Origin of the sequence: Vibrio porteresiae DSM 19223 (genome assembly GCF_024347055.1) — a bacterium.
In the GTDB taxonomy this organism is placed as follows: Bacteria; Pseudomonadota; Gammaproteobacteria; order Enterobacterales; family Vibrionaceae; genus Vibrio; species Vibrio porteresiae.
The window spans coordinates 1,925,990-1,949,627 of sequence record NZ_AP024895.1; the positions used below are offsets into that span (position 1 = coordinate 1,925,990).

Annotated in this window: 19 protein-coding genes and 1 riboswitch; of the genes, 15 read left to right on the forward strand and 4 right to left on the reverse strand. The window is 48.9% G+C overall.

Going from position 1 to position 23,638, the window contains the following annotated elements:
- Positions 1 to 290: 290 nt before the first annotated feature.
- The 11 genes from OCV11_RS08630 to OCV11_RS08680 all read left to right on the forward strand — a co-directional run bounded on the left by OCV11_RS08630 (position 291) and on the right by OCV11_RS08680 (position 11,905).
- The gene (locus OCV11_RS08630) at positions 291 to 2,213 is read left to right on the forward strand and encodes a methyl-accepting chemotaxis protein (protein ID WP_261892201.1); all 1,923 of its coding nucleotides are present in this window, start codon (positions 291 to 293) and stop codon (positions 2,211 to 2,213) included.
- Between the two features lie 12 nt (positions 2,214 to 2,225).
- Positions 2,226 to 3,785: a chemotaxis protein CheW gene (locus OCV11_RS08635; protein WP_261892203.1), complete on the forward strand. Its 1,560-nt coding sequence runs from the start codon at positions 2,226 to 2,228 to the stop codon at positions 3,783 to 3,785.
- A 28-nt stretch (positions 3,786 to 3,813) separates the two neighbouring features.
- Positions 3,814 to 4,890, forward strand: coding sequence for a chemotaxis protein CheB (locus OCV11_RS08640; protein ID WP_261892205.1), 1,077 nt, complete (start codon positions 3,814 to 3,816; stop codon positions 4,888 to 4,890).
- A complete protein-coding gene (locus OCV11_RS08645) occupies positions 4,877 to 5,533 on the forward strand; it encodes a HEAT repeat domain-containing protein (protein WP_261892207.1) in 657 nt (218 codons plus the stop codon). Before OCV11_RS08640 ends, OCV11_RS08645 begins: the two co-directional genes overlap by 14 nt.
- A 5-nt stretch (positions 5,534 to 5,538) precedes the next feature.
- Positions 5,539 to 6,387, forward strand: a complete 849-nt coding sequence (locus tag OCV11_RS08650) for a CheR family methyltransferase (RefSeq protein WP_261892208.1) — start codon at positions 5,539 to 5,541, stop codon at positions 6,385 to 6,387.
- The gene (locus OCV11_RS08655; RefSeq protein WP_261892210.1) at positions 6,384 to 6,752 is read left to right on the forward strand and encodes a response regulator; all 369 of its coding nucleotides are present in this window, start codon (positions 6,384 to 6,386) and stop codon (positions 6,750 to 6,752) included. The genes OCV11_RS08650 and OCV11_RS08655 overlap by 4 nt, the downstream gene beginning before the upstream one ends.
- Before the next feature lie 11 nt (positions 6,753 to 6,763).
- On the forward strand, positions 6,764 to 9,043 hold the full coding sequence (locus OCV11_RS08660; protein WP_261896261.1) for a chemotaxis protein CheA: 2,280 nt from the start codon (positions 6,764 to 6,766) through the stop codon (positions 9,041 to 9,043).
- On the forward strand, positions 9,033 to 9,293 hold the full coding sequence (locus OCV11_RS08665) for a hypothetical protein (RefSeq protein ID WP_261892211.1): 261 nt from the start codon (positions 9,033 to 9,035) through the stop codon (positions 9,291 to 9,293). The genes OCV11_RS08660 and OCV11_RS08665 overlap by 11 nt, the downstream gene beginning before the upstream one ends.
- The gene (locus tag OCV11_RS08670; RefSeq protein ID WP_261892213.1) at positions 9,286 to 9,666 is read left to right on the forward strand and encodes a response regulator; all 381 of its coding nucleotides are present in this window, start codon (positions 9,286 to 9,288) and stop codon (positions 9,664 to 9,666) included. Before OCV11_RS08665 ends, OCV11_RS08670 begins: the two co-directional genes overlap by 8 nt.
- 208 nt (positions 9,667 to 9,874) lie before the next feature.
- A complete protein-coding gene (locus tag OCV11_RS24980; RefSeq protein WP_373332822.1) occupies positions 9,875 to 10,903 on the forward strand; it encodes a methyl-accepting chemotaxis protein in 1,029 nt (342 codons plus the stop codon).
- Between the two features lie 249 nt (positions 10,904 to 11,152).
- Positions 11,153 to 11,905, forward strand: coding sequence for a 5'-nucleotidase, lipoprotein e(P4) family (locus tag OCV11_RS08680; RefSeq protein WP_261892215.1), 753 nt, complete (start codon positions 11,153 to 11,155; stop codon positions 11,903 to 11,905).
- A gap of 345 nt (positions 11,906 to 12,250) precedes the next feature.
- Here OCV11_RS08680 and atzF read toward each other — a convergent pair whose 3' ends face one another.
- The 4 genes from atzF to OCV11_RS08700 form a co-directional block, all read right to left on the reverse strand.
- Positions 12,251 to 14,029, reverse strand: a complete 1,779-nt coding sequence (gene atzF, locus OCV11_RS08685; protein WP_261892217.1) for an allophanate hydrolase — start codon at positions 14,027 to 14,029, stop codon at positions 12,251 to 12,253.
- Positions 14,026 to 17,649, reverse strand: coding sequence for an urea carboxylase (gene uca, locus OCV11_RS08690; protein ID WP_261892219.1), 3,624 nt, complete (start codon positions 17,647 to 17,649; stop codon positions 14,026 to 14,028). Before uca ends, atzF begins: the two co-directional genes overlap by 4 nt.
- A 101-nt stretch (positions 17,650 to 17,750) precedes the next feature.
- Complete coding sequence (locus tag OCV11_RS08695; protein WP_261892221.1) at positions 17,751 to 18,395, reverse strand: urea amidolyase associated protein UAAP2; 645 nt, start codon at positions 18,393 to 18,395, stop codon at positions 17,751 to 17,753.
- 11 nt (positions 18,396 to 18,406) lie between these two features.
- Positions 18,407 to 19,147, reverse strand: coding sequence for an urea amidolyase associated protein UAAP1 (locus OCV11_RS08700; protein WP_261892223.1), 741 nt, complete (start codon positions 19,145 to 19,147; stop codon positions 18,407 to 18,409).
- Between the two features lie 254 nt (positions 19,148 to 19,401).
- Positions 19,402 to 19,501: riboswitch (guanidine-I (ykkC/yxkD leader) on the reverse strand.
- 405 nt (positions 19,502 to 19,906) lie between these two features.
- Between OCV11_RS08700 and OCV11_RS08705 the strand changes: the two genes are divergently transcribed.
- Genes OCV11_RS08705 through OCV11_RS08720 form a run of 4 tightly spaced genes read left to right on the forward strand, consistent with a single transcriptional unit; the run spans position 19,907 to position 23,582 of the window.
- Positions 19,907 to 20,920, forward strand: coding sequence for an ABC transporter substrate-binding protein (locus OCV11_RS08705; protein ID WP_261892225.1), 1,014 nt, complete (start codon positions 19,907 to 19,909; stop codon positions 20,918 to 20,920).
- Between the two features lie 26 nt (positions 20,921 to 20,946).
- Positions 20,947 to 21,909, forward strand: a complete 963-nt coding sequence (locus tag OCV11_RS08710) for an ABC transporter permease (RefSeq protein WP_261892247.1) — start codon at positions 20,947 to 20,949, stop codon at positions 21,907 to 21,909.
- Between the two features lie 20 nt (positions 21,910 to 21,929).
- Positions 21,930 to 22,838: an ABC transporter ATP-binding protein gene (locus tag OCV11_RS08715; protein WP_315972728.1), complete on the forward strand. Its 909-nt coding sequence runs from the start codon at positions 21,930 to 21,932 to the stop codon at positions 22,836 to 22,838.
- A 9-nt stretch (positions 22,839 to 22,847) separates the two neighbouring features.
- The gene (locus tag OCV11_RS08720; RefSeq protein ID WP_261892249.1) at positions 22,848 to 23,582 is read left to right on the forward strand and encodes a creatininase family protein; all 735 of its coding nucleotides are present in this window, start codon (positions 22,848 to 22,850) and stop codon (positions 23,580 to 23,582) included.
- Positions 23,583 to 23,638: the final 56 nt, after the last annotated feature.

The following is a 23,638-nucleotide window of genomic DNA, read 5'->3' on the forward strand; positions in this document are numbered from 1 at the left end:
CATCAACAAAGTGTTACAAAAATCTGGCTGTTACTCCTTACCTAACATTATCTTATTCTAATTTTCATACGGTTAGCATTGATCGTTATTCACCTACTCACCTATCTCCTTTCCCTTCAAATTAGAGAGATCACTCTAATCTCGCGAATTACCACCAAAGAGCGACTCTCACTTGCGGCAGAATTGTCTAAATTCAATGTTGTTAAATATTGGTTACTTTTTTAACCATAATCTCATTATTAAGACGTAATGAACGACTTGCACTGAATTAGGGAATATACGAGGTCGCTATGGCGCTGAAGAAACATGTATCGTCACAGGAATTTGCAACGAAACTCTCTACCACTCCGTCTGCATCAGCCCAACCCAAAAAAGAAGCAGATGAGCTGCGTAAACAAGCACGAACGTTAGCGCGTAAACAGCAAGCAGCAGAACGGATTGCAACCGCAACCGCTGAACTGCTCGCAGGTTTAGAAGAGAACTCTTCAGCGATGAACCAGCTGCGTTCATCAATGGAACAAATTGCGGTGGGGGCAGAAGAATCGTCATCTGCCACCAAGCAAAGTGAATCCGCTGTGTCGCAGATGAGCCGTTTTATCGGTGAACAGGCGACCTATGCCCAGCAATCGAAAACCATCATTACGTCGGTGGAACAAGAGATCATCTCTGTAGCGCAAAAAATCTCAGACATGGTCGACAACGTTCAGCTCTCCTCCGAACGCCAGAACGACTCCGTGAAACGCATGGAAGAGTTAACGCAACAAGCCGCTAAAATTGGCGATGCAGTGAAACAAGTTATTCATATTGCCGACCAAACCAACCTGCTCGCGTTAAACGCCGCGATCGAAGCAGGACGCGCTGGTAAACACGGTAAAGGATTTGCGGTCGTCGCAGATACCGTGCGCACTCTCGCTGAAAAAGCTGAAACCAACGCTGCCAATATCGAAAGCTTGATTAAAGACATTTCCGATGGCGCCTCTATGGTATCGCAAGGGGTGAAATCGAGCTCAGAAAAAGCCGCGCAAGAGGTCGAAAAAGGTAAGGTTGTGAGTAGCCAACTGACCGATATTCGTGGAGAGATGGGCGATTTGGTTCGCGATGCTGACCTGCTGCTCAATGCAGCAAAAGAGATGTCGACTGCGGCGGAATTAGCGCTTAAAGGTTCTGAGATGGTCTCCCATTCTGCTCAAGAACAATCAGCCGCCTGTGAAGAGAGCTTAAAAACCCTCGACCAGCAGCAGATGGCGCTTGATGGCGCGGTCAATGCCGCTCAAGCATTAGATGAACTGGCAGACGACCTGCGTACCTCAACTGATATGTCAAAATCGGCAGAGGAAGTGGCCTCTGCAGCAGAAGAACTGTCAGCCAGCATTGAAGAGATCAGTCGTGCCTCTACTGAAATCATGGGGGCGCTGCGTCAAATCAACGATGGCGCGAAAGTAATGTCATCCAGCGTTGAAGAAGGGATCACGAGCCTGACTCAAATCGAGCAAGGAGCCAAACTGGGTAAAGAACGTTCCACCAGCGGCCTCACCTCTTGCCGTGCCATGCTTGAAAGTATTGATAGCAACAAAAACACCGTCGATGAGATGATTCTCGCCATCACTGAGTCAACCAATGCCGCGCGTGAAAACCTGCGTGAGATGGCCAATATGGAGCGCATCTCTCGTCAAATTGACAAAATCGTCGATGGCATTTCCAACGTATCGATTCAAACCGCGATGCTGGCGGTCAACGGCGCGGTAGAAGCCGCACGAGCGGGTGAGTTCGGTAAAGGTTTTGCGGTGGTTTCTACCGACATTCAAAATCTGGCGAATGATGCAGCAGAGAACGCAGAGCAGATCAAAGACCAAGTGAAAAATATCCAAGACCAAATCAACGCCGTGCGCAAAGATTTGTCCGACATTCTCAACTCGGTATTAGAAGAAGCCAACAAAGCGGCACTCACCACCAAACAGCTCGAAACGGTCAAAGAGAGCATGAATGGCGTAGTCGATGGCAGTATGAAGATCTCCCAAAGCGCGGAAGGTATTGAGCAATCGATCATCGAAGCTCGGGCTGGCATGCAACAAATTGGCTCTGCCGCAGAAGAAGCATCGCAAGCAACCAATGAGGCCTCTGCTGCTGCAAGACAACAGAGCTCAAGCACTGACGAGCTGGCTTCCGCCATTGAAAATATTGCTGCCGTAGCTGACGAACTCCAATCCTTCTGATCGAGGTGATGTATGAAGGAACAGACTCAAGACGCGATCATGGAAAACGAAGAGCAACTCACTCAATACGTCAACTTTGTATTGGGTGATGAATTCTTCGCGGTGCCAATGACCGAGGTAGAAGAGATCATTCGCCAACCGGTGACCTTTACCGTGCCACTGACGCCGGACTATCTCACCGGTTTGTCGAACCTACGTGGTCAAATTTTGCCCGTATTGTGCTTGCGCTCCATTTTGGAACAGCCTAAGGCCGAGTTAACCGATGCCACGCGCGTTATTGTGATGAAAATCGCTCACACTCACGTGGGGTTTACGGTCGACCGCGTGCTTAACGTCGCCACACCTGACCCCAGCACGATTAAAGAAACCAATACGGCCGGTGGCAATATTGATGCAGAGCTCATCATCAATACCATTCACTCCGACAACAATATTATCCAAGTACTTAACTCGCAAAAGCTACTGGGCGATTCCATCCATGCCGAGATTGAGCGCTGCTCAAAACGCTTTGGCAATTCGGCGATGCAAGCACACGATTTGGAAGAGTTGGATGATGATGACAGCTCGATGCGCCAATTGGTGTGCTGCCTTGTTGATGGTCAGGAGTACGCTTTCTATCTTGAAGACACCAAAGAGATTGTGCGCATTCCAGAAAACATCACGCGCGTACCTAAAGCAGCCAAGTCCATTTTGGGCTTGATGAATTTGCGTGATAAAACGCTGCCGTTGATGAGTCTGCGTTCTCTGTTCGGCTTGCCGCAAATCGCGTTTAACGAAAGCCACCGTGTTCTGGTCGTGAACTTTACCAATGAGGGGCATGTGATCCCCATCGGCATTGTGATTGATGCCGTACGGGAAGTGATTCGCCTACACGTTTCCCAATTAGACCCAGTCCCAGAAATCATGAAATCCATGGGGCAATCCACCGATATCTCAGCGATTTGCAATCTCGATGAAGGCGGTCGCACCTTGAGTGTTGTGGACGTAAACAATCTGTTTGATTCCGACACCGTTGGCTCACTAACGGATGTTGTACAGCAAGAGGGCTTAGAGATGAGTGACATGGACGACGACTTGTACAGCTCAGAGGATGACAGTACTGATACCCAGTTGGTCATTTTTAAATTGGACAAAGAAGAGTTCGGCATCTCCATCCATGCCGTACAAGAGATCATTCGCATTCCATCCAACATTAGCCGCGTACCACGCACAGACGATTTTATCGAAGGGGTGATTAACCTGCGCGGTAACGTATTACCAATTGTGGATTTGCGTAAACGCTTTCAACTCGATGAGATGGAACGCCACGATCGCCAACGCATTCTAGTGGTCAATTTAGACCGGGTATCGACCGGATTTGTGGTCGACTCGGTGAGTGAAGTGCTGCGTATTCCAGAATCACAACTGGAATTTGCGCCAACCCTAAGTGAAGAGCAGGCGAAACTGATGAAGCAGGTCGTCAACTACAATCAACGCATGATAGGCGTTCTGTCAGCCGACCAATTGCTCAACAATACCGAGATGTACAAGTTGTACATGGCAGCCAATGAGGCTGAAGGGTTAGTAAACTAATTGGTGCGATGAGATCAGGGAGAGAACAATGAAAATCTTAGTTGTCGATGACTCCGCGTTGATGCGTTACACCATCAGTCACATTTTGAGTGGCATTCCTAACGCGCAAATTCAAACATCGCGTGATGGCGTGGATGCGTTGTCCAAACTGCATTCGTGGCAGCCGGATGTCATTACCCTTGATATGAATATGCCCAAGATGGATGGCATGACCTGTTTAAGTCATATCATGGCAGAGCGTCCAACGCCTGTCGTGGTGCTCTCCTCCTTGACTGAAGAAGGTGCGTTGGTCACCTTAGAAGCGCTCTATTTAGGTGCAGTCGATTACGTCTGCAAACCAGGGGGAACGGTCTGTAATGGCCTAAATCAACTGGAAGAAGAGATTCGCCGCAAAGTAACTCAAGCGGCTGGCAGCAAAAAAGCCGCAGTCAAAGCCTCCAGTAGCGCGCATAGCGAACCATTACCCGCGCGCGAACCGGTACAGATAAGTTACGACCGCTGTCGTGGCGTGACCATTATTGGTGTCTCTACTGGCGGTCCTGGCTGTGTTGAACGCCTCGCTCGGCAGCTTCCGCTGGATTATCCCCAACCGGTGATCATCTGCCAGCATATGCCAGAAACCTTTACCGCCGCCTTTGCTAAACGGCTCGACAAAGTCCTCGATATTCCCGTATTGGAGATCACGGGGGCAACCGAACTCAAAGCGGGTTGCCTTTATGTGTGCAAAGGCGATCGCGATTGTATCGTTACCGAACGCAGCGGCAAGTTGGTCGCCATGCCTACCCCGCTTGATAGTCGGTTTGTTTGGCATCCTAGCGTTTCAAAGTTAGTCGAAAGTGCGCAGCGCACCTTAGGTGGCAAGCAGCTTATCTGCGTGATGATGACCGGACTTGGCAACGATGGCGCCCACGAAATGGCAAAAGTAGCGCAGCAGCACGGGATCGTCATGGCCCAATCGCCCAGCTCTTGTGTCGTTGATAGCATGCCCAAATCTTTGCTGACTTTGTGTCCCGAAGTCACTCATGCGCCGCCAGAAGAATTGGGTCGCCTGCTTTACCATCGTGCCCACACGTTCTCCCAAGAGGTGACCAATGGCGTTAATTAAGCAAAATAAATCTTTGGTGTCCAACGAGATTGAATTTGAAGATGTGCAACTGGCACCACTGACTTCCATCGCCAAGATTCAACCGCAGTTACAAAGTGGCACAGAAGAGGAAAAAATCGCAGCGCTGCACGACCTTGACCTCTTTGATAGCCAAGCCATCTTGCCGCTGCTTGATGACATCATCAAGCTTATCGAGGATGAAGAGTCTACCTATCTAGGTGAAGTGGCGTTCTCCTCATTGCAAACCCACTTATGTGATGATGTGGTACAGAAGCTGACCTGTTTTTTGGAGTCGGAAAGCCCTTTCATTCGTAACCAAGCGATTGAATTACTTCAAAATGCGCCGGATCTGCTTGCTCCTTATATGAGTGACCTGATTAACAACCACAATCCCGATGTGCGGATTTTCGCTGTGGATATATTGGGACTTCTACCTCACCAGAACGTTCCTGAGTGGATCAAACAGATTCTGCGCAAAGAAGATCACGTCAACGTCATCGGCGCGGCCATCGACCGTATCACCCAATTGGCAGACCCGTCGCTCTTGGACGATGTGAAGAAAACCAAGCAGCGCTTTGCTTCGGTCGCGTACATTCAGTTTGCCTGTAATGTGGCAATTAACCGCTTGTCGAGTGAAGGATGAATAGCATGAATGAGATTCATCTAGCCGAAGCAGATTTCTACCGGTTTCGTGATTTCTTTTACCAAAAAACCGGCATTTTCTTTGAAGACAACAAACGCTATTTCGTGGATAAGCGTATCGTGCAGCGAATTGAAGAGACCGATCATCACAGCTTTAGAGGCTATTTTACTTTCTTACGTTTTCAATCTTCGGGGGAAGAGCTGCAAGCGCTGATTAACTCGCTCACGGTCAACGAAACCTATTTCTTTCGTGAAACTGCGCAGTTGGAATCCCTGGTTGAAGAGACCTTAAACCAGCTGGTGCACGACAACCCAAATCAACTGCTGCGAATTTGGTCTATCCCTTGTTCTAGCGGTGAAGAGCCCTATTCGATTGTGCTGTTTTTATTGGAATACTGGCCACTGTTAAGCCAAGTCGATATTGAAATCGTCGCCTCTGATATCGATACCGAGATTTTAAAACGAGCCCATCAAGGCCGCTTTAGCGCCCGCGCCGTAAAAAATCTCTCAGCGGAACTGATCACCCGCTACTTCACTTTAGAAGCGGATGGGTTTTATCAGATTTGCCCTGAAATTCGCGAATCGGTGCGCTTTACTAAACTCAATTTAAGTAACCGTTTAGAAGCGAAGAAACTTGGACAGATGGACGTCATTTTCTGTCGCAACTTACTCATTTATTTCGATGATGTGTCGCGCCGCAACGCGATAGAACTTTTCTATGAACAGCTCAATCCCGGCGGGATCCTCTTTTTGGGTCACTCCGAATCGATGAGCCGGATTTCATCATCATTCAAAATTAAACGCTTTAAAAAATCGACGGGTTACATCAAACCGCTCAAGGAGAACATGTCATGAAAAAGGTCATGGTCGTAGATGATGCTTCAACAGTGCGTATGTATCACAAAGCCTTATTGGATGAGATCGGCGCGTTTGTCATTGAAGCGGCAAACGGTGTCGAAGCGTTAGAACGTGCTCTAGAGCAACCGGTCGATCTGTTTTTGGTTGATATCAACATGCCCAAAATGGATGGTTTCACCCTAGTGAAAGAGCTGCGCAGCCGGGAAAACTTAGCCGATATTCCGGTCATCATGATCTCAACGGAAGCGCAAGAAAATGACCAAATCAAAAGTATTGATGTTGGAGTCAATCTTTATCTGGTCAAACCGGTCAATCCAGAAGAATTACAACAAACTGTGACTTTAATGTTTGGGGGTCTGTAATGAATCCATTGATGCACAACTTTATCAATGAGAGTCGCGAACTGCTTGAGCAAGCCACCAAAACGTTTCTCGATTTGGAAAATAGCCCAGGCGACGCCACCATCATCAATGAACTGTTTCGTGGCATTCACACGGTGAAAGGCGCTTCTGGCGTTATCGAAGGCATTGAACCCTTTACCCAGCTCACCCATAAAATGGAAGATTTGCTGCAGAAAATTCGCGACGGCAAAATGAGCTTAGATGGCGCGCTGATTGACCTATTCCTCGGTGGCTGCGATCAACTCATGCTGTGGATTGATGAGTTAGAGAGCCAAGAAAAGCTCGATGCGAGCGCCTCGCAGATAAGTCAAACCATGATTGCGCAATTTCAGCAGGTCAATAGTGCCAATGTGCCAACCCCTGTCGATACCGCACCTGAAGCAACCGATGAGGATGCGGTCACTACGGTGGCGATCAACTGGTTAGCCGAACAGCTTGGCCGTGAACAGCTCACCGACATTGACGATGTAGAACAATACAGCGATGCGCTGCTCATTGTCTATCAACCGGACCGCCAATGCTTTTTCTCCGGCGATGACCCACTGGCGTGGATGAAAAGCGTACCCCAAGTGGTCTGGAAGAAGGTAGTGTTAACCCCAGACACAGAACCGTTTGATATTTACCAATCTCAGCTCACTTTTTATGTATTAACGCAATGCGATGCCACTACCATCGCAGCGCAACTTGAGCCGATTGAGAGCCAATATAAGCTCTATCGTTTCGCGCAAGATTTGGTGGCCGATGAGCCGGTCGATCAACGCATCGACTACGTAAAACAGATTGTCGCGCATCAGATTCGCTTGCTGGAAACCGAGCAGAGCTCGCCAGAGATCCGAATCGGCACCATTCGCTCGGTCATTCGCGTTTATCGCTCTTTGGCATGCCAGATCATTGATCGCCCAGAACCAGTCGATGAAACCATGCCGCCAGAGCAGATCATTACACTACTGCAGCGGATTATTCAGTCGTTTGACGACAAGAGAGCGGTGATTGAAACTGAGCAGATCGAACCCATCATTCCTGCGACTACCTCTGTGAACGACCAAATTGAGAAGGTAAAGAAGAAGCAGATCAAAACCCTCAAAGTTGACCAAGAGAAGGTTGATCTGTTGATGGATTTGGTTGGTGAACTGATCGTCGCCAAAAACTCAATGCAATACCTTGCCTATCGTGCTGAAAATGAGTTTGGCGTGCGTAAACTGGCGCAAGACATTAAATCTGAACAAACGGTAATTTCTCGCTTAGCCGAAGACTTACAGTCGGTGGTGATGCAAGTGCGCATGGTGCCACTGGCAACCGTGTTCCAGCGCTACCCACGTTTGATTCGTGATATTTCCAAAAAGCTCGGCAAACAGGTCGATTTGATTATTGAGGGAGAAGAGACCGAAGCGGATAAAAGTATCGTGGAAGATCTCTCTGAGCCATTGGTACACCTGATTCGTAACTCGCTCGATCACGGCATTGAAATGCCTCAAGACCGCGTACGTAACGGCAAAAATCCAACCGGGAAAATCACCCTCAGTGCTTACACCCACGACGATTCCGTCATCATCAAAATCAGTGATGATGGCAAAGGCATCGACGAGCAAAAAGTGCGTGCCAAAGCTCTTGAACGCCAGTTAGTGGATGCGAGCAAACTGGAGCGCATGAGCCAGCAAGAAGTGATCAATCTGATTTTTGAACCGGGCTTTTCCACCGCCGATCAGGTCAGTGATCTCTCTGGGCGCGGCGTGGGAATGGATGCGGTACGCTCTGCGATTGAACGCAACGGCGGCACGCTAACGCTCTCGTCTGAGGCGTCAAAAGGCAGCGAAGTGACCATGGTGTTACCACTGTCGATGACCATTTCACGAGTCATGATGTTTGAGCTGGCTGAGCAATCTTTTGCTATTCCTATCGAGACCGTGATTCAAACCCTTAAGATCGATCGCAGTAAAGACATTCGCCGCGTGAAGAATTTCGACACCTTTATCTTGCGTGGTGAAACAGTGCCAGTGCTCTATTTGAAAGATGTGTTTCACATGGGCGAACCCAATAACAAACCGGACATTCAGCCCGTTTTAGTTGTGCGTGTCGGTGATGACATTTTGGGCTTAGCCGTCGATAAACTTCAAGAAGGTCAAGACGTTATCATCAAGCCACTCGAAGGCGCGCTCGCTCCGTTTTCTATCTATCGCGGTGCCGCCATCATGGGTGATGGCCGCGTGTTATTGGTGCTCGATACAGAGGAGGTGATTCGCCATGCCCGTTGAATATAAGACTCGCGTAGCACATTTGATTGATAGTGTTTCAGTAGAAGAAGCTCAGGAGCTTTTTGAGTGGCTAGAGTCCACCCCGGCTTCTAGTATTAATTTCAAGCGGTGCACTCATATTCACACCGCAATATTGCAAACCTTAATGTTTGCCAAGCCCAAGATAACTGCCCTACCCAGCGACGAAACCTTTTTAAGCTGGCTATGCGCAGCGGATGTAGTTGTACCAGAAGGAGAACATAATGGCTAAAACGGTGTTTATTATTGATGACTCAAGTACGGTATTGATGAGCGTCGAATCTATCCTAACCCGCCTTGGCTTTACCGTGGAAAAAGCGCGTGATGGCGAAGAGGCTCTCAGTAAACTGACCGCGGGTCTGCGCCCTAATTTGATCATTACCGATATCAACATGCCACGTATGGATGGCATCACTTTCATTGGCAAAGCACGAACCATGGCTTCTTGCCGCTTTACGCCCATATTGGTGCTGACCACTGAACAGGAACAGCAAAAGCGTAACGAAGCGCGCGCCAAAGGAGCTACTGGCTATTTGGTCAAACCCGTTGCTGCTGAACAGTTAAAAGCCGTGATTAATCAGGTATTACCAGGAAGTATTGCGTGAGGTGTTTATGAAGCGTCACCTTTTCAACTGGCTAGATAATAAGAATAAACTCAAACTCTTGGTCTCTTTGGGGATCGGTAGTGCGGCTTGCACTTTGGCTGTGGAACTCTCTATTCCGCTTTTGCCAATATGGGCGCACTTACCTATGACCATAGCGATCATTTTGCTGTTCACCTCCACTATGGTGTTGCACTTTGGTACGTTGGCAATGCATATCGTGCAAAAAGAACATCACAGTGAAATGGATCGCCATCTGAGCACAGTGTCGGCGATTTGCGATTGGGTGGATGAGTACCGTGATTTAAACCGCGTAGTGGCAGACCACATTGAAAACGTCAATGGCGATGCCCAACGTGCCACGGAAGATATTCTTAGTCACATAGCTGGGTTAGATGACGCTGCAGCAAACTTTACCCATTACCTTAAAGACATGGAGTTTGACTCCAAAAACATGGTGGAAACCTTAGACGAGCACACCAATGTGATTTCCCATTTAGCCGATAACACGCGCAGTTTGATGGCCAACATTCAAACCGAACGTGAAGAGGTGAACAACGTGCTAAACCGCGTATTGGGCTTAAATGACATCACTGAAGTGATCTCTAACATCGCCAATGAAACCAACTTACTTGCGCTTAACGCCGCGATTGAAGCGGCTCGTTGTGGCGAAGCGGGCCGCGGCTTTGCAGTGGTTGCCGACGAAGTAAGACAACTCGCTCAGCGCTCAGCTACCGCTGCCGAACAAATTACCAAAGAGATTGAGAGCTTGCGCCAAGACGTTTCTGCCCGCTTTGAAAACGCCAATAAAGAGAGCAACGAACAAACGGTCAAAGCGGATCAAATGATTGAATCGGTGCAAAGTCTCCGCAACAGCTTTGGTGCGGTACGTGAACTCAGCGAAAGCCAGATCACACAAATTATGCTCTACACCAATGACTTAGAGCGCAATATCAGTGGCAGCATGGCCTGTACTCAGTTCCAAGATATTGTGCGGCAAAAACTCGACAGTATTGAACACCTAATGCGGGAAAAACACCTGCTGGTCGGTGACCTCTTCAACGGCATGCGCCTCAATGATATGCGTACTCGCGAATTGGAATACACCGAAACACTGCGCAAATTGGCCGATGAGTACAAACACGACTTTGAACGCCACTGTAACTACGTAGATAACGGCTTTACCTCAGTCGACTCCGCAACCACAGCAAATGGTTTACCAAAAGTCGAATTGTTTTAGTCAAAGTTTAAGCTCGTTAACACTTTCACTAAGCCACCTTAACATCGGGTGGCTTTTTGTTTAGCGTAGTTTGTATAGACGAAAATATTATTTGATTAGCACCATTACCGCCAATTTACCGCTAAAAATCATCATCAATAGTGAACGCATAATAATACGTTATCGGTAGCAATTTTCTTGCTAATCATATTTTCGTCATATTCAACGTTTATCTTCGGTTCCCAAATTCACACAGTGAAGTGGTTAAAAATGAAAAAACAGCCTTTATTAATTTCGGCACTCGCGGCCGTGTCTCTCTTCTCTTCATCTTTGTTGGCTGCAGAAGCCAACACGATTTGCCAAGCTAAAAGTTATGAAATGGCACTGCGTTATCAACAGCAGTCTGCTGAGATTGCTGCTCTGCAACTGCAAACTTACCATTTTGCCGAGCAACGCCTTGCGACTATTATCGAAAAAAGCAAAGCGCCACAAAAACTTGCGGTCGTGATGGACTTAGATGAAACCGTACTTGATAACTCGCCACTGTTGGTGCGCGACATGCAAAATTGCCACGATTACACCAGTTGGGATACTTGGTCTGATTGGGAAATAAAAGGTCATCCCAAACTGATTCCGGGTGCAAAAGAATTTACCCAATACGCAAACCAACAAGGCGTGGCTATTTTCTACGTATCAGATCGCTACAACGAAAATAAAGCATACACACTCAAAACTCTCAGCTCTTTAGGTTTGCCTCAAGTGCAAGAAGACCATGTTTTGTTATATGGCACTTCAAAAGAAGAGCGTCGTAATAGCATCAGCAAACACCACAAAATAGTGATGCTAATGGGTGATAGCCTACCAGATGTTTCCGCTCAATTTAAAAATAAGAAAGACACCCAATATAATCGCGACTTAGTTGAAAAAAGCCGTCAGCATTTTGGTGAAGACTGGATTGTCTTTCCTAACGCCAGCTACGGCGCTTGGACTAAAGCTCCGCTGACTGCTTGGCAAGAAAAGTAGCAAGTCAGTCAAGGCTCGGAAGCAAAATCCCGAGATAAGCGCAAAACTCACCACATGCTCGATCCGGTTCTCCCCCTTGGATTTTAAGGGGGAGTTAGAGGGGATCCTGCGCAAGAGCCAGAAATATCCTCGAAAACAGCTGAACCAATAAACACAGAAAATACCTCAAATACCGTAAGCTTAGTGCCCGCGATAGTCGCAAAATCCACCTCATTCTCGATCCGGTTCTCCCCCTTGGGTTTTAAGGGGGAGTTAGAGGGGGATCCTGCGCAAAAGCCTGCAATATTCTCGAAAATCGCTGAACCAATAAACGCCAAAAATACCTCAAATGACTTGGCGTTATACTTACCGTGCAGTAGATTTCCCCTGCTGTAAATAATGACGCCAGCTACCAAATGAGGTGATCTCTTCTGCGCCGGCCAATCCGCATGGTTCACAGATAAAGCCTTTAACCCAGCGACCATCTTCCAGTTCCACAGAACCTAAACCCAGCGGATGCGGGATCTGCTCAAGCAACTGCCCAACGCCACTTTGATTGACTTGCCACACTTCAATCTCAATCGCCGCGCCGTTTTGGTCATCACGCACTAAGCCAGGACGATAAGGAGGACCACCCGCCAATGCGTAACAGCGATAGTTGGCAGACGTGTTCATCCGCTGCAGCAGTGAACCACCAATCGCGGTCATTTGATGATTGAGTGGTAAGCCCGACATATGCGCGCCACACACCAAAATGTCCATCTTCGCCGTACAGTGCTGACCGGTTGCCCCTAATGGCAAATCGGACGCCTGCTGCCATGCGCTGGCAAGGCTTAACAAACGGTAATCGTTAAACGCTGTAGTAAAGAGCGTGACACCAAATGGTAAGCCACTTTCGGTGATTTCAACCGGCAACGCGACAGCGCAATAGTCGAGTAAATTCATAAAGTTAGTGTAGTAACCCAAATCGCTATTTTTCTGAATAGGATCACCATTCACTTGTTCGATGGTGTAGATAGTGCCTGCGGTCGGTGTCAGCACCACATCCACCTCTGCCATCAACGCATCACACTGCTGTTTGTAGGCTTGCAATTGATACATGGCTTTGAAGGTGTCAGCGGCGGTAATGCCCTTAGCACCACCAATAATGGTTTCAATCACAGGCAGACACGCTGTGGGCTGCGCGTCAAAAAATGCTTGAATTGCAGCGTAGCGCTCAGCCACCCAAGGGCCTTGATAAAGCAAACTCGCCGCATCAAGAAAGGGCTTAAGGTCAAATTCCACCACATGCGCGCCAAGCTGTTCGAGCTTTTCAACCGCATGAGTAAAGGCTTTTTGATAAGCCTCATTACCAAAGAACGCCAAATGATCTGGTGTAGGTACACCCACTTTTAACCCTTTAAACGAAGCAACAGAATCGGGCTGCGGCTCAACCGTGCGCGAATAGCAATCTTGTCCATCGTACTGCGCAGCCACCGGAAAGACCTGCTCAATATCTTCTGCGCTGCGGGCAAAAATGGTGACACAGTCCAAACTTTTACAGGCAGGCACAACACCAGAGCAGCTTAGTGCGCCGCGGCTACCTTTCATCCCATAAAGGTTATTGAATGAAGCCGGCACACGGCCAGACCCTGCGGTATCGGTCCCTAAAGAGAAAAACACTTGCCCTTTCGCAACGCTCACAGCGCTACCTGAACTTGAGCCACCAGAGACATAATCAGGATTAAAACTGTTATGACATTCGCCCCAAGGACTGCGCGTGCCCACTAAGCCCGTGGCAAATTGGTCCAAGTTAGCTTTGCCCAGCGGCACAGCGCCCGCTTCAATTAAACGCTGCACCACAAAGGCGCTCTCTTGCGGCTGATACGTGTATTCACGGCAACCCGCTGTGGTCGGCAAGTCAATCAAATCGATGTTGTCTTTAATGGCAAACGGCACACCGTACAAAGGTAAGCTCGCTGGCTTACTCTGTTCCAATACCCGCACATACGCGGCCAATTGCTCATCACTAATCAAACTGAGCCAAGCGTTGTGTTCATCATTGCGTGCCAGCTCCAACTGAGTGGCTAAGTAATCACCAACCGAGAGTTGGCCGCTTTGGTAAGCTTGCAGTAATTGGTCAATAGTTAAAGGGTTGGTCATCATGCTTCTCCTTGGCTTGATGGCTGAGTATTGAGAACAAACAGCGGTTGTCCTGCTTGAATTTGTTCACCTTCGTGATGGCAAATCAGGTCAATCACGCCAGACTCAGGCGCGGTGACTTCCAGTTCCATTTTCATCGCTTCTAACACCATGACAACGTCACCTTTTTTAACTCGCGCGCCCTCTTGCGCCACGGTTTGCCAGATGTTGCCCGCTACATGGCTTTCCACCACTTCTTGGCCCGGTTTAAGTTCCATGGTTTGGTCTTGCGCCACTTCCCCTTCTTCAGCGACAAAGTCCGCTTGTCCGGTGGCAATCCAGCGTTGGCGCTCAGCTTCAAAAGCGGTTTGTTGGCGAACTTTGCAGTGATGAATTTCATCGGCGTGTTCTGCTACCAGCGCGTCGTAATCGGCGAGCGAGAAGGTCGTTTCTTCAATCTTGAGTGGGTATTGACCCAGAGGATGTTTCGCGCGAATGTCGAGTAGCTCTTCAGCGCTCACTTCATAGAACTGAATTTGGTCAAAAAAGCGCAGTAGCCATGGCTGAGTGAACTCTTGAGTACGACGATAACGGTTCCACATTTGCAGCGTACGGCCGACAAATTGATAACCGCCCGGTCCTTCCATGCCATACACGCACAAATACGCACCGCCGATACCGACAGCATTTTCTGGCGTCCAAGTACGAGCTGGGTTGTATTTGGTGGTCACTAAGCGGTGACGAGGGTCCATCGGCGTAGCCACTGGCGCACCGAGGTACACATCCCCTAGCCCCATGACTAAGTAACTGGCTTCAAATAAAATGCGTTTCACTTCATCCACCGAATCTAGGCCGTTAATACGGCGGATAAATTCGATATTATCTGGGCACCAAGGGGCATCTTTACGCACTAACTCATCGTATTTACGAATCGCCAAACGGGTAGCGTGATCGTCCCAAGAGAGCGGCAGATGCACAATGCGCGCAGGTACGGTCATGGTGTCGATATCTTCGAGCTGTGCTTCGAGTTCTTCTAACATCTCCAGCAGTTTCGCTCTTGGTAACACCAAGTTATCAAAGTGAATTTGCAGCGAACGAATGCCCGGAGTGAGTTCGTGAATGCCGTTAATGTTGCGCTCTTCCAGTTTTAGCATCAGCGCATGAACACGAAAACGCAGGCGAATATCGAGCACTTGAGGCCCGTATTCAATCAGTAAGAAGTCTTCACCACTTGGGCGATACACCACTTCTTCCCCGTAACGTTCTGCTGGAATGGTTTTGATGACTGGCGTAGTAATCTCTTCTGCATCAAGCGCACTTGGCTGCCAAGTCAGTGCTTTGATTGCTGAGATTTGCGCGCGTTCGGCTTGTTCTGCTTGTGCCAATGAGACAGGAATAAAGCGCACTTTATCGCCCGCTTTTAGCTGACCCATTTTCCACAAATCGGCTTTAATGATCGTAGCTGGGCACACAAAGCCGCCCAAGCTGGGGCCGTCAGGGCCTAAAATCACCGGCATGTCGCCAGTAAAATCAATCGTGCCCACCGCATACGCGTTGTCGTGAATATTGGAGGGATGTAACCCCGCTTCGCCGCCATCGGCGCGCGCCCAATCCGGTTTTGGCCCAACTAAACGCACCCCAGTGCGGCTGGAATTAAAGTGCACTTTCCACGTTGCCGCAAAGAACGTCTTCATATCTTCTTGGGTGAAGAAATCCGGCGCGCCATGTGGTCCATACATCACATGGATTTGCCATTCTTCTTCAAAACTTGGCAATGCCGCGTGGTTGCCCGTTAACGCGGTATCGGCAGGCGCATCACTGACATGCAGCACATCGCCAGCGCGAATGGCTCGCCCAGCGTGACCACCAAACAAACCGAGGGTAAAGGTTGAACGGCTACCGAGATACTCTGGGCACTCAATCCCGCCTTCAATCGCAAGATAGGTGCGCGCACCAGCGCCTTGAATATGACCCAGTTTGAGCACTGCGCCTTTTTGCGCCAGATAGACACGCCCAAGTTCAATTGCTTCGCCATCCAGCTGGGCATCAATGATGGCCCCAGTGAGCACAAAGTGGCGGTCGTGGTTAAATTTCAGCGTTGGCCCAGAGATGATCATCTCTAACGCAGCAGTATCTTCGCTGTTATCGAGCAGCTGATTCGCCAGACGAAAACTCACCGAATCCATTGGGCCTGATGGTGGCACACCAATGTGCCAGTAACCGACGCGACCAGGATAATCTTGAATGGTGGTTTGCGTGCCGCCCGACAGCACATCAACAGTATGAGGTTGATAGGTAAAATCATTAAGCGAGTGAGTCACCACCGTGCCTTGCTGCACCGCATCAAAAGCGATCAGCTGTTGTAAGTAGGCTTGGTTGTGTTCTACACCATAGATTTGCGCTTGCTTGAGTGCTTGCGCCATAAAATCCAGCGCGTCAGCACGGTCACTGCCATGCACAATCAATTTCGCCAGCATGGGGTCGAAAAATGGCGACACTTCCACGCCCGCTTCAATCCAATGTTCAATACGCAAGCCAGCCAATTTTGGCCACTCAACATGGCTTAATAGCCCAGCACAAGGTTGGAACTGTTTATTGGCATCTTCGGCGTATAAACGCACCTGAATCGCATGACCTTTTGCGGTCAATTGCGCATGCTCGGCATAGTGCCAATCACCCGCGCCTAAACTCACCATCCAGTTAACTAGGTCAATGCCATACACCTCTTCGGTGACGCCATGTTCCACTTGCAAACGGGTATTCACTTCAAGGAAGTAAAACGCGTGAGTCTGCTGATCAAGAATAAATTCCACCGTACCAGCGTTACGGTAATTCACCGCGCTCGCCAAACGCACCGCCGTTTGATGCAGCGCTTCACGGGTTGCAGCACTTAAATTCGGCGCAGGACACTCTTCAATCACTTTTTGGTTACGGCGCTGGGCGGAACAATCGCGTTCGCCAATAGCAAGGACATTACCTTCGCCGTCACCAAAGATCTGCACTTCGACATGGCGAGCTTCTTCGATGTATTTCTCTAAAAATAATCCGCCATTGGAAAAGTTATTTTCGCTGAGACGTTTAACGCTTTCGTAAGCATCGCTTAGCTCTTGCGCGCTATAGCAGCGCTGCATGCCAATACCACCGCCACCAGCGGTACTTTTGAGCATCACCGGATAACCGACTTGCTCTGCTTTGGCTAGCGCTTCTTGTTTGTCGGCCAAAAGTCCGGTTCCGGGTAAGAGCGGCACATCCGCTTCTAGCGCAATAGCGCGAGCGGAATGTTTTAAACCAAAAGATTCGATTTGTTCGCTAGTCGGGCCAATAAACACCACGCCTTCTTGTTCGCAGCGGCGCACAAAATCGGGGTTTTCACTTAAAAAGCCGTAGCCGGGATGAATCGCATCTGCACCACTTTGTTTGGCAACGGCGATGATTTTTTCGATATCCAAATAGGTGGCACTTGCGCCACCTTCGCCCAATGAAAACGCTTCATCAGCTGCAGAAACATGCAGGCTTTGCGCGTCGGCTTCGCTGTACACAGCAACGCTGGCAATCTGCATCGCTTTTAAGGTGCGGATAATGCGGCACGCAATCGCTCCGCGGTTGGCAATCAAAACCTTATGTAACGTTCTTTTAGGTAACATCTTTATTTCCCATGTTCCGGGTCGTCCCGGAGGTCTTGCACGCTCAGTTAGAGGTCGTCCTCTGCGTGATTCGCCTAGTGGGTCAATTCATTCCCGTAATGCTATTGAGCATCCCATACCAGCACTTCCACCGGTGTTGGGTTATAAGCGTTACAAGGGTTGTTCAATTGTGGGCAGTTAGAAATCAGAACCAAGATGTCCATCTCAGCACGCATTTCCACGTATTTGCCCGGAGCGCTAATGCCATCTTCAAAGGTCAAACCGCCCTCTTCGGTGATCGGCACGTTCATAAAGAAGTTCACATTGTGGGTAATGTCGCGTTTATCCATGCCCAATTCTGGGTGTTCACTTAACGCCAATAACCAACTGTCGCGACACGCGTGCATGCATTTTTTCTCAATCGCATAACGCACTGTATTACTTTCTGTCGCACAAGCACCGCCTAGGGTGTCGTGACGACCGCAAGTATCTGCGACGATTTCTAACATCACATTGCCTTGGTCAGACAAAATCTTAGTGCCAGTAGAAAGGTAGACGTTGCCCTGTTCACGAATGGTATCAATCGCGCTGTAACGCTCAGCAGGATCATTGGCGTTATAAAACAGCGTATCCGCCGCTTGGTTACCTTCCGAGTCCAAAATGCGCATGGTTTGGCCTTTTTTGACCACTTTCAGATAGTAATCACCAGCAGGAACCACATCACGACGTACGGCATTGTCGGGTAATAGTGAGCTTTCAACGATCATGGTGGTTCTCCTTAGTGTTCCAAAATTGAGCTGGTCATGTGGTAACGGCGATTGTTTTCAAAGCCGCGGCGATTCTCTTCGCGAGAATTCAAACACACATCGTCTTCGGTCATAGGGTCTGCTTTTGCCACCGCGATTTCGACTGGTTTGTATGGGTATTTTTCTGCAGGATTCATTGGGTGTGGGCAGGTTGTCAGCACCACCAGCGTATCCATTTCAATGCGCAGTTCAATCACATCGCCTGCTTTACTATGGCCTTCTGCGAAGTGCATAAAGCCTTCTGAATCGGTGGAAACTTTGGTAAACAGGTTAAGGTTGGCGGCCAAATCACGTTGACCTAAACCGTATTTCGCCACTTCCACCACTAAGCTATCGTAACCATTCTGCTTCCAGTGATTACGTTCATGTTGATAATCGCGATCGCCCCATTGCGCCGCCACTTTGGCTTTATTGGCCACACCGGTCACCGTATCAATCCAACCGGTATCGTCGCGAACGATAGACGCAAATACGCGTCCCATATCCGAGTAAAGGCAGTTACCCGTGGTGAGCTTAAAGGTGTGTTGGCATTTCAACGTGTCGGGCGCGTTATAGCGCTCTAATAGATTCTTGGGGTTATAAAACAGCACGCTCAAGTTGGCTCCGCCTTGCACATCGGTAAAGCGGATCACATGTCCTTTAGGCACCACCAAAGACCAGTGCGAGGCACCGGGAATCAAATCGGTGGTGATGGGTTCAAAATTCGATGACATATCACATTCTCCTTAATCGCGTTTAATTTGCGCTGTGGTTGGTTTGGCTATGTTGAAAAAGTAAGCAAACAGTAAGCGCAAATAACGGCAGTGTGGCTAACCCGACAAGCATTAACGTTTTGCCAAGGCGAAATAACGCCAAGCAACACGGTTGCCTTACAGGGTTAAACTGGATGGGAATAATTGGTAATTGCATAGTGACCCTCCGTTAGTACACATCATCAGCGCATAGATGAGATGCTTGCATCTCATTGGCCTCCCGGGCTTTTGTCCCGCCGTGTGACCTCTAACTGAGGTTGATATCTCTCGGACCAGTCACCGCTTAACACGGTCGGAACCCTAGATATCCATTTGGATTTTCGTATTGTTCAGCATCTTGCTTTTTAACGATTAATAATAGGCAAATATAGTGCCAGCCCAAAAACAGCCGGCGGATTTACAAGCAAACTATCCACATAACTTGCTGTTTTCATTAATCTAAATGGTGACCTCGCGACTTTCTCGCCACCCAACAGCCTTGTTATAAGCACAAGAACTAACTCAAACAGAGGCTGCTTTTTGTCATATTTTTGTGCAGCCTTGCACCAATATAGGTTGTTAAGTAATACCAAATTAAATTTTAGTATTACCTGATATTTATCTAATTCTTTAAATATCATTAAGTTATAAATTTTATTTAAAAATGGAATGATGATTGCTTACTTGCACAGTATTACTAATTTTTAAATAAGTAATACCACATCAATCTAAGGAGAGATTATGTCTACTACCGGTAAGTCTTCATTTATTCGACGTGCAGTCTTAAAAGCGTTAGTCCCTGTGCTGGCGTCTTCTGCTGCATTTGCAACATTTGCTACTCAAGCCGACACATTAAAAATTGGTTACAGCGATTGGCCCGGCTGGGTTGCTTGGCAAATTGCCTTAGACAAAGGTTGGTTTAAACAAGCTGGCGTGGATGTGGATTTTGAGTGGTTTGACTACTCCGCTTCTATCGATGCGTTCGCCGCAGGGAAAATCGATGCAGTGACCATGACCAACGGCGACACGCTCGTCACTGGCGCATCCGGTGGTAAAGGCACCATGATTTTGGTCAACGACTACTCCAACGGTAACGACATGATCATCGGTAAGCCGGGCATTCGTAAAATCACCGATCTCAAAGGCAAGAAAGTTGCGGTTGAAAAAGGCTTTGTGGAACATCTTCTACTCCTAAAAGCCCTTGAAAAAAATGGCATGAAAGAGTCTGACGTTGAAATCGTGAACGCCAAAACCAACGAACTGCCACAAGTGCTTGGCTCAGGTGAAGTGGATGCGGTCGGTGCATGGCAACCTGTCTCTGGTCAATCAATGAAATTCACCCCAGGCGCTCGTCCTATTTTCACATCAGCCAATGAACCAGGCCTGATTTACGACACCCTAACCGTTAGCCCAACCAGCCTTGCTAAAGATCGCGCTGACTGGGTCAAAGTCGCCAAAGTGTGGGACCAAGTGGTCGCTTATATCAACGATCCCAAAACTCAAGCTGACGCGGTTAAGATCATGTCTGCTCGTGTAGGGGTAACGCCTCAAGAGTACCTACCGCTGCTTAAAGGCACCAAATTGCTGACGCTCGACGAAGGAATGAAAGTGATGAAACAAGGTCCAACCTTCTCTTCACTGTATGGCTCTTCTCAAATTTCCGACAAGTTTAACGTTGATAACGCGGTGTATAGCACTCCACAAAATGTCGCTAGCTACATCGACACCTCAATCACTAAAGACGCGTTGCAATAATATTGATACCTAGCGGAGAAGCAGGAATGAGCAAAACAAATTGGTTCGCTGTAAGAACCGAATTAGAACCAAGGAAAAGAGTCGTATTGGGAACCCTCTCATTCCTGCTACCGATCCTGATATGGGCAGCGATAAGTTACCTGCCCTTTATCTGGCACCCGAAAATGGAGATCACCGACCAAGGTGGTGTCGACTATTTTCAGGTGGGAATGCTCGTGGATAAATCGTTATTTAACGAAGAGTCCGCCAACATGAAACAGCAGCACCTTGCCCTACCGCAAGGCGCACCAGCAAACCCTATTTACCTACCCGGACCGATTGAAGTTGCCAAAGCGCTGTACACCGGTTTTACCCAAAAACCACTTCAGCCCGGCGCGCCTTGGCTGCATGAGAGCTTATGGCACAGTATCCAAATCATCTTCTGGGGCTTTGTGATTTCCTCCATCATCGGCGTGCCACTGGGGATCATTTGCGGTACTTACACCGCCATAGCCCGCCTATTTGAACCCTTTATTGAGTTTTTCCGCTACTTACCCGCACCAGCATTTGGTGCGTTAGCGGTAGCGATTTTAGGCATTTATGATGGCCCAAAAATCACCATTATCGTGATTGGTACGCTGTTTCAACAAGTGCTGATCATCTCCAATACGGCGCGCAAATTTGATTACACCTTACTGGAAGCAGCGCTCACTCTTGGCACTAAGAAAAGCCAACTGTTAACCAAAGTGGTGATTCCGGGCATTTTGCCCGACTTGTATCGCGACCAACGTATTTTGCTCGGCTGGGCATGGACTTACCTTATCGTGGCAGAACTGATTGGCACCAGCAGCGGCATCACTTGGTACATCACTCAACAGGCGCGTTATCAACATTTCGATAATGTGTTTGCCGCGATCTTCATCATCGGCTTTATCGGCCTTGGCTGCGATCTGCTCCTTGCCAAGCTGGGTAACAAGCTTTTCCCTTGGGTTATCACCAATAAATCTTAATGACTGGAACAGGAACGATTATGCAAACCACAACGGCGTTAACTAGCTATCTTGAGCAATCCGACGAAGTGAAAGCGCGCTTTGCGGCGATCAAAGAGCGTCCAGTCATTCTGGAAGTGAACCATTTAGGCAAAACCTACCCCTCACACCAAGGCACCGTGGAAGCGCTACGCGATGTGAACTTTAAAATTCATCGCCGTGAATTTGTCTGTGTGATTGGCCCTTCTGGCTGCGGTAAATCAAGTTTAATTCGTACCTTAGCAGGACTCGAAACCGTTACCTCCGGCGAGATTTTAATTGATGGCAATCCCATCGATGGCCCAGGACAAGACCGCGGCATGGTGTTTCAAGGCTACACCTTATTTCCTTGGCTCACAGTGAAGAAGAACGTGATGTTCGGACTCGAACGCGCTGGCAAAAGCCGCATTGAAGCAGAATCCGACGCCCTGATGTGGCTTGATTTGGTGGGGCTGGACAAATTTGCCGACGCCTATCCTCATCAACTCTCTGGCGGGATGAAACAGCGTGTTGCTATTGCCCGCTCTCTTGCCACACAGCCGCGTATTCTGTTGATGGATGAACCGTTTGGCGCGCTTGATGCGCAAACGCGCACCAAGATGCAATCGCACTTGCTGGATATCTGGAAAAACATCGACATCACCGTGCTGTTTATTACTCACGATTTAGATGAAGCGGTGTTTCTCGCCGACCGAATTTTGGTGCTCAAAGCGCACCCCGGTGAAGTGCAAGAACTGATTGAAGTGCCCGTACCGCGCCCTCGCACGTTAGATCAGCTCAATTCACCAGAATTTCTTGCCACCCGTGCGCGCGTCGATGAACTGATTCACCCGCCAGTTACCGAGGAAGAAGGCGAAGACATCAGCGCCCGCATTATTCGCCTCACCAAAGTGACCGACAACGTCGAATAGGATTAACCGATGCAATGGAATGAACTGAGCTGGCAAGAGATACCTGCCGTGCTGCAAGCCGTGAATGGCGCAGCGATTTTACCCGTTGGCGCGACTGAGCAACACGGCCCACACCTTGGCTGCGGCGTGGATGCAGTGATCGCCAGCAAACTGTGCCAAGTGGTATCGCAGCAGACCCAAGTCCCGATGCTACCGACCCTGCCTTATGGCTGCTCGCTAGGCCACAGCGCCAAATGGCCGGGTACGATCTCGCTCCAGCCGATTACCTTGATTGAAACCGTCAAACAGATTGGCGATTGGGCCTATCGCAGCGGCGTGCGCAGGCTGTTTATTGTCAATGCGCATGTGACCAATGAAGCGCCGCTGCGCTGCGCGTTAGAAATGTTGCGCGCGGAGTATGACGACTTTTATGTCAACCTCACCTGCACCGGCAAGCTGACTCAGCGCGTGACGGATTTTCACTGCGCCGATGCCGACGATTGGCACGCTAATGACGCCGAAACCTCACTGATGCTGGCCATCGCTCGTGAGCAAATTCGCCAGCACGATTTTGCCGCCGCCGATGACCCCGATCGCACCGAGCGTTTGGTGTTTGCGCATCCGGTCAATCACACCAGTTTAAACGGCGTTACTGGCACCCCCAGCGACGCCTCATTTGCCAAAGGCGAGCAAGGCTTTGCATGGATGGTCGATGATCTGTGCGAGCTGATTCGCCGTGGCATTGACGAACAAGCGCCACTTTAATCACCACGACCCATGTCGTGATGGCATTGCTCTTTTAGTCCGTTGCGATATTTCGC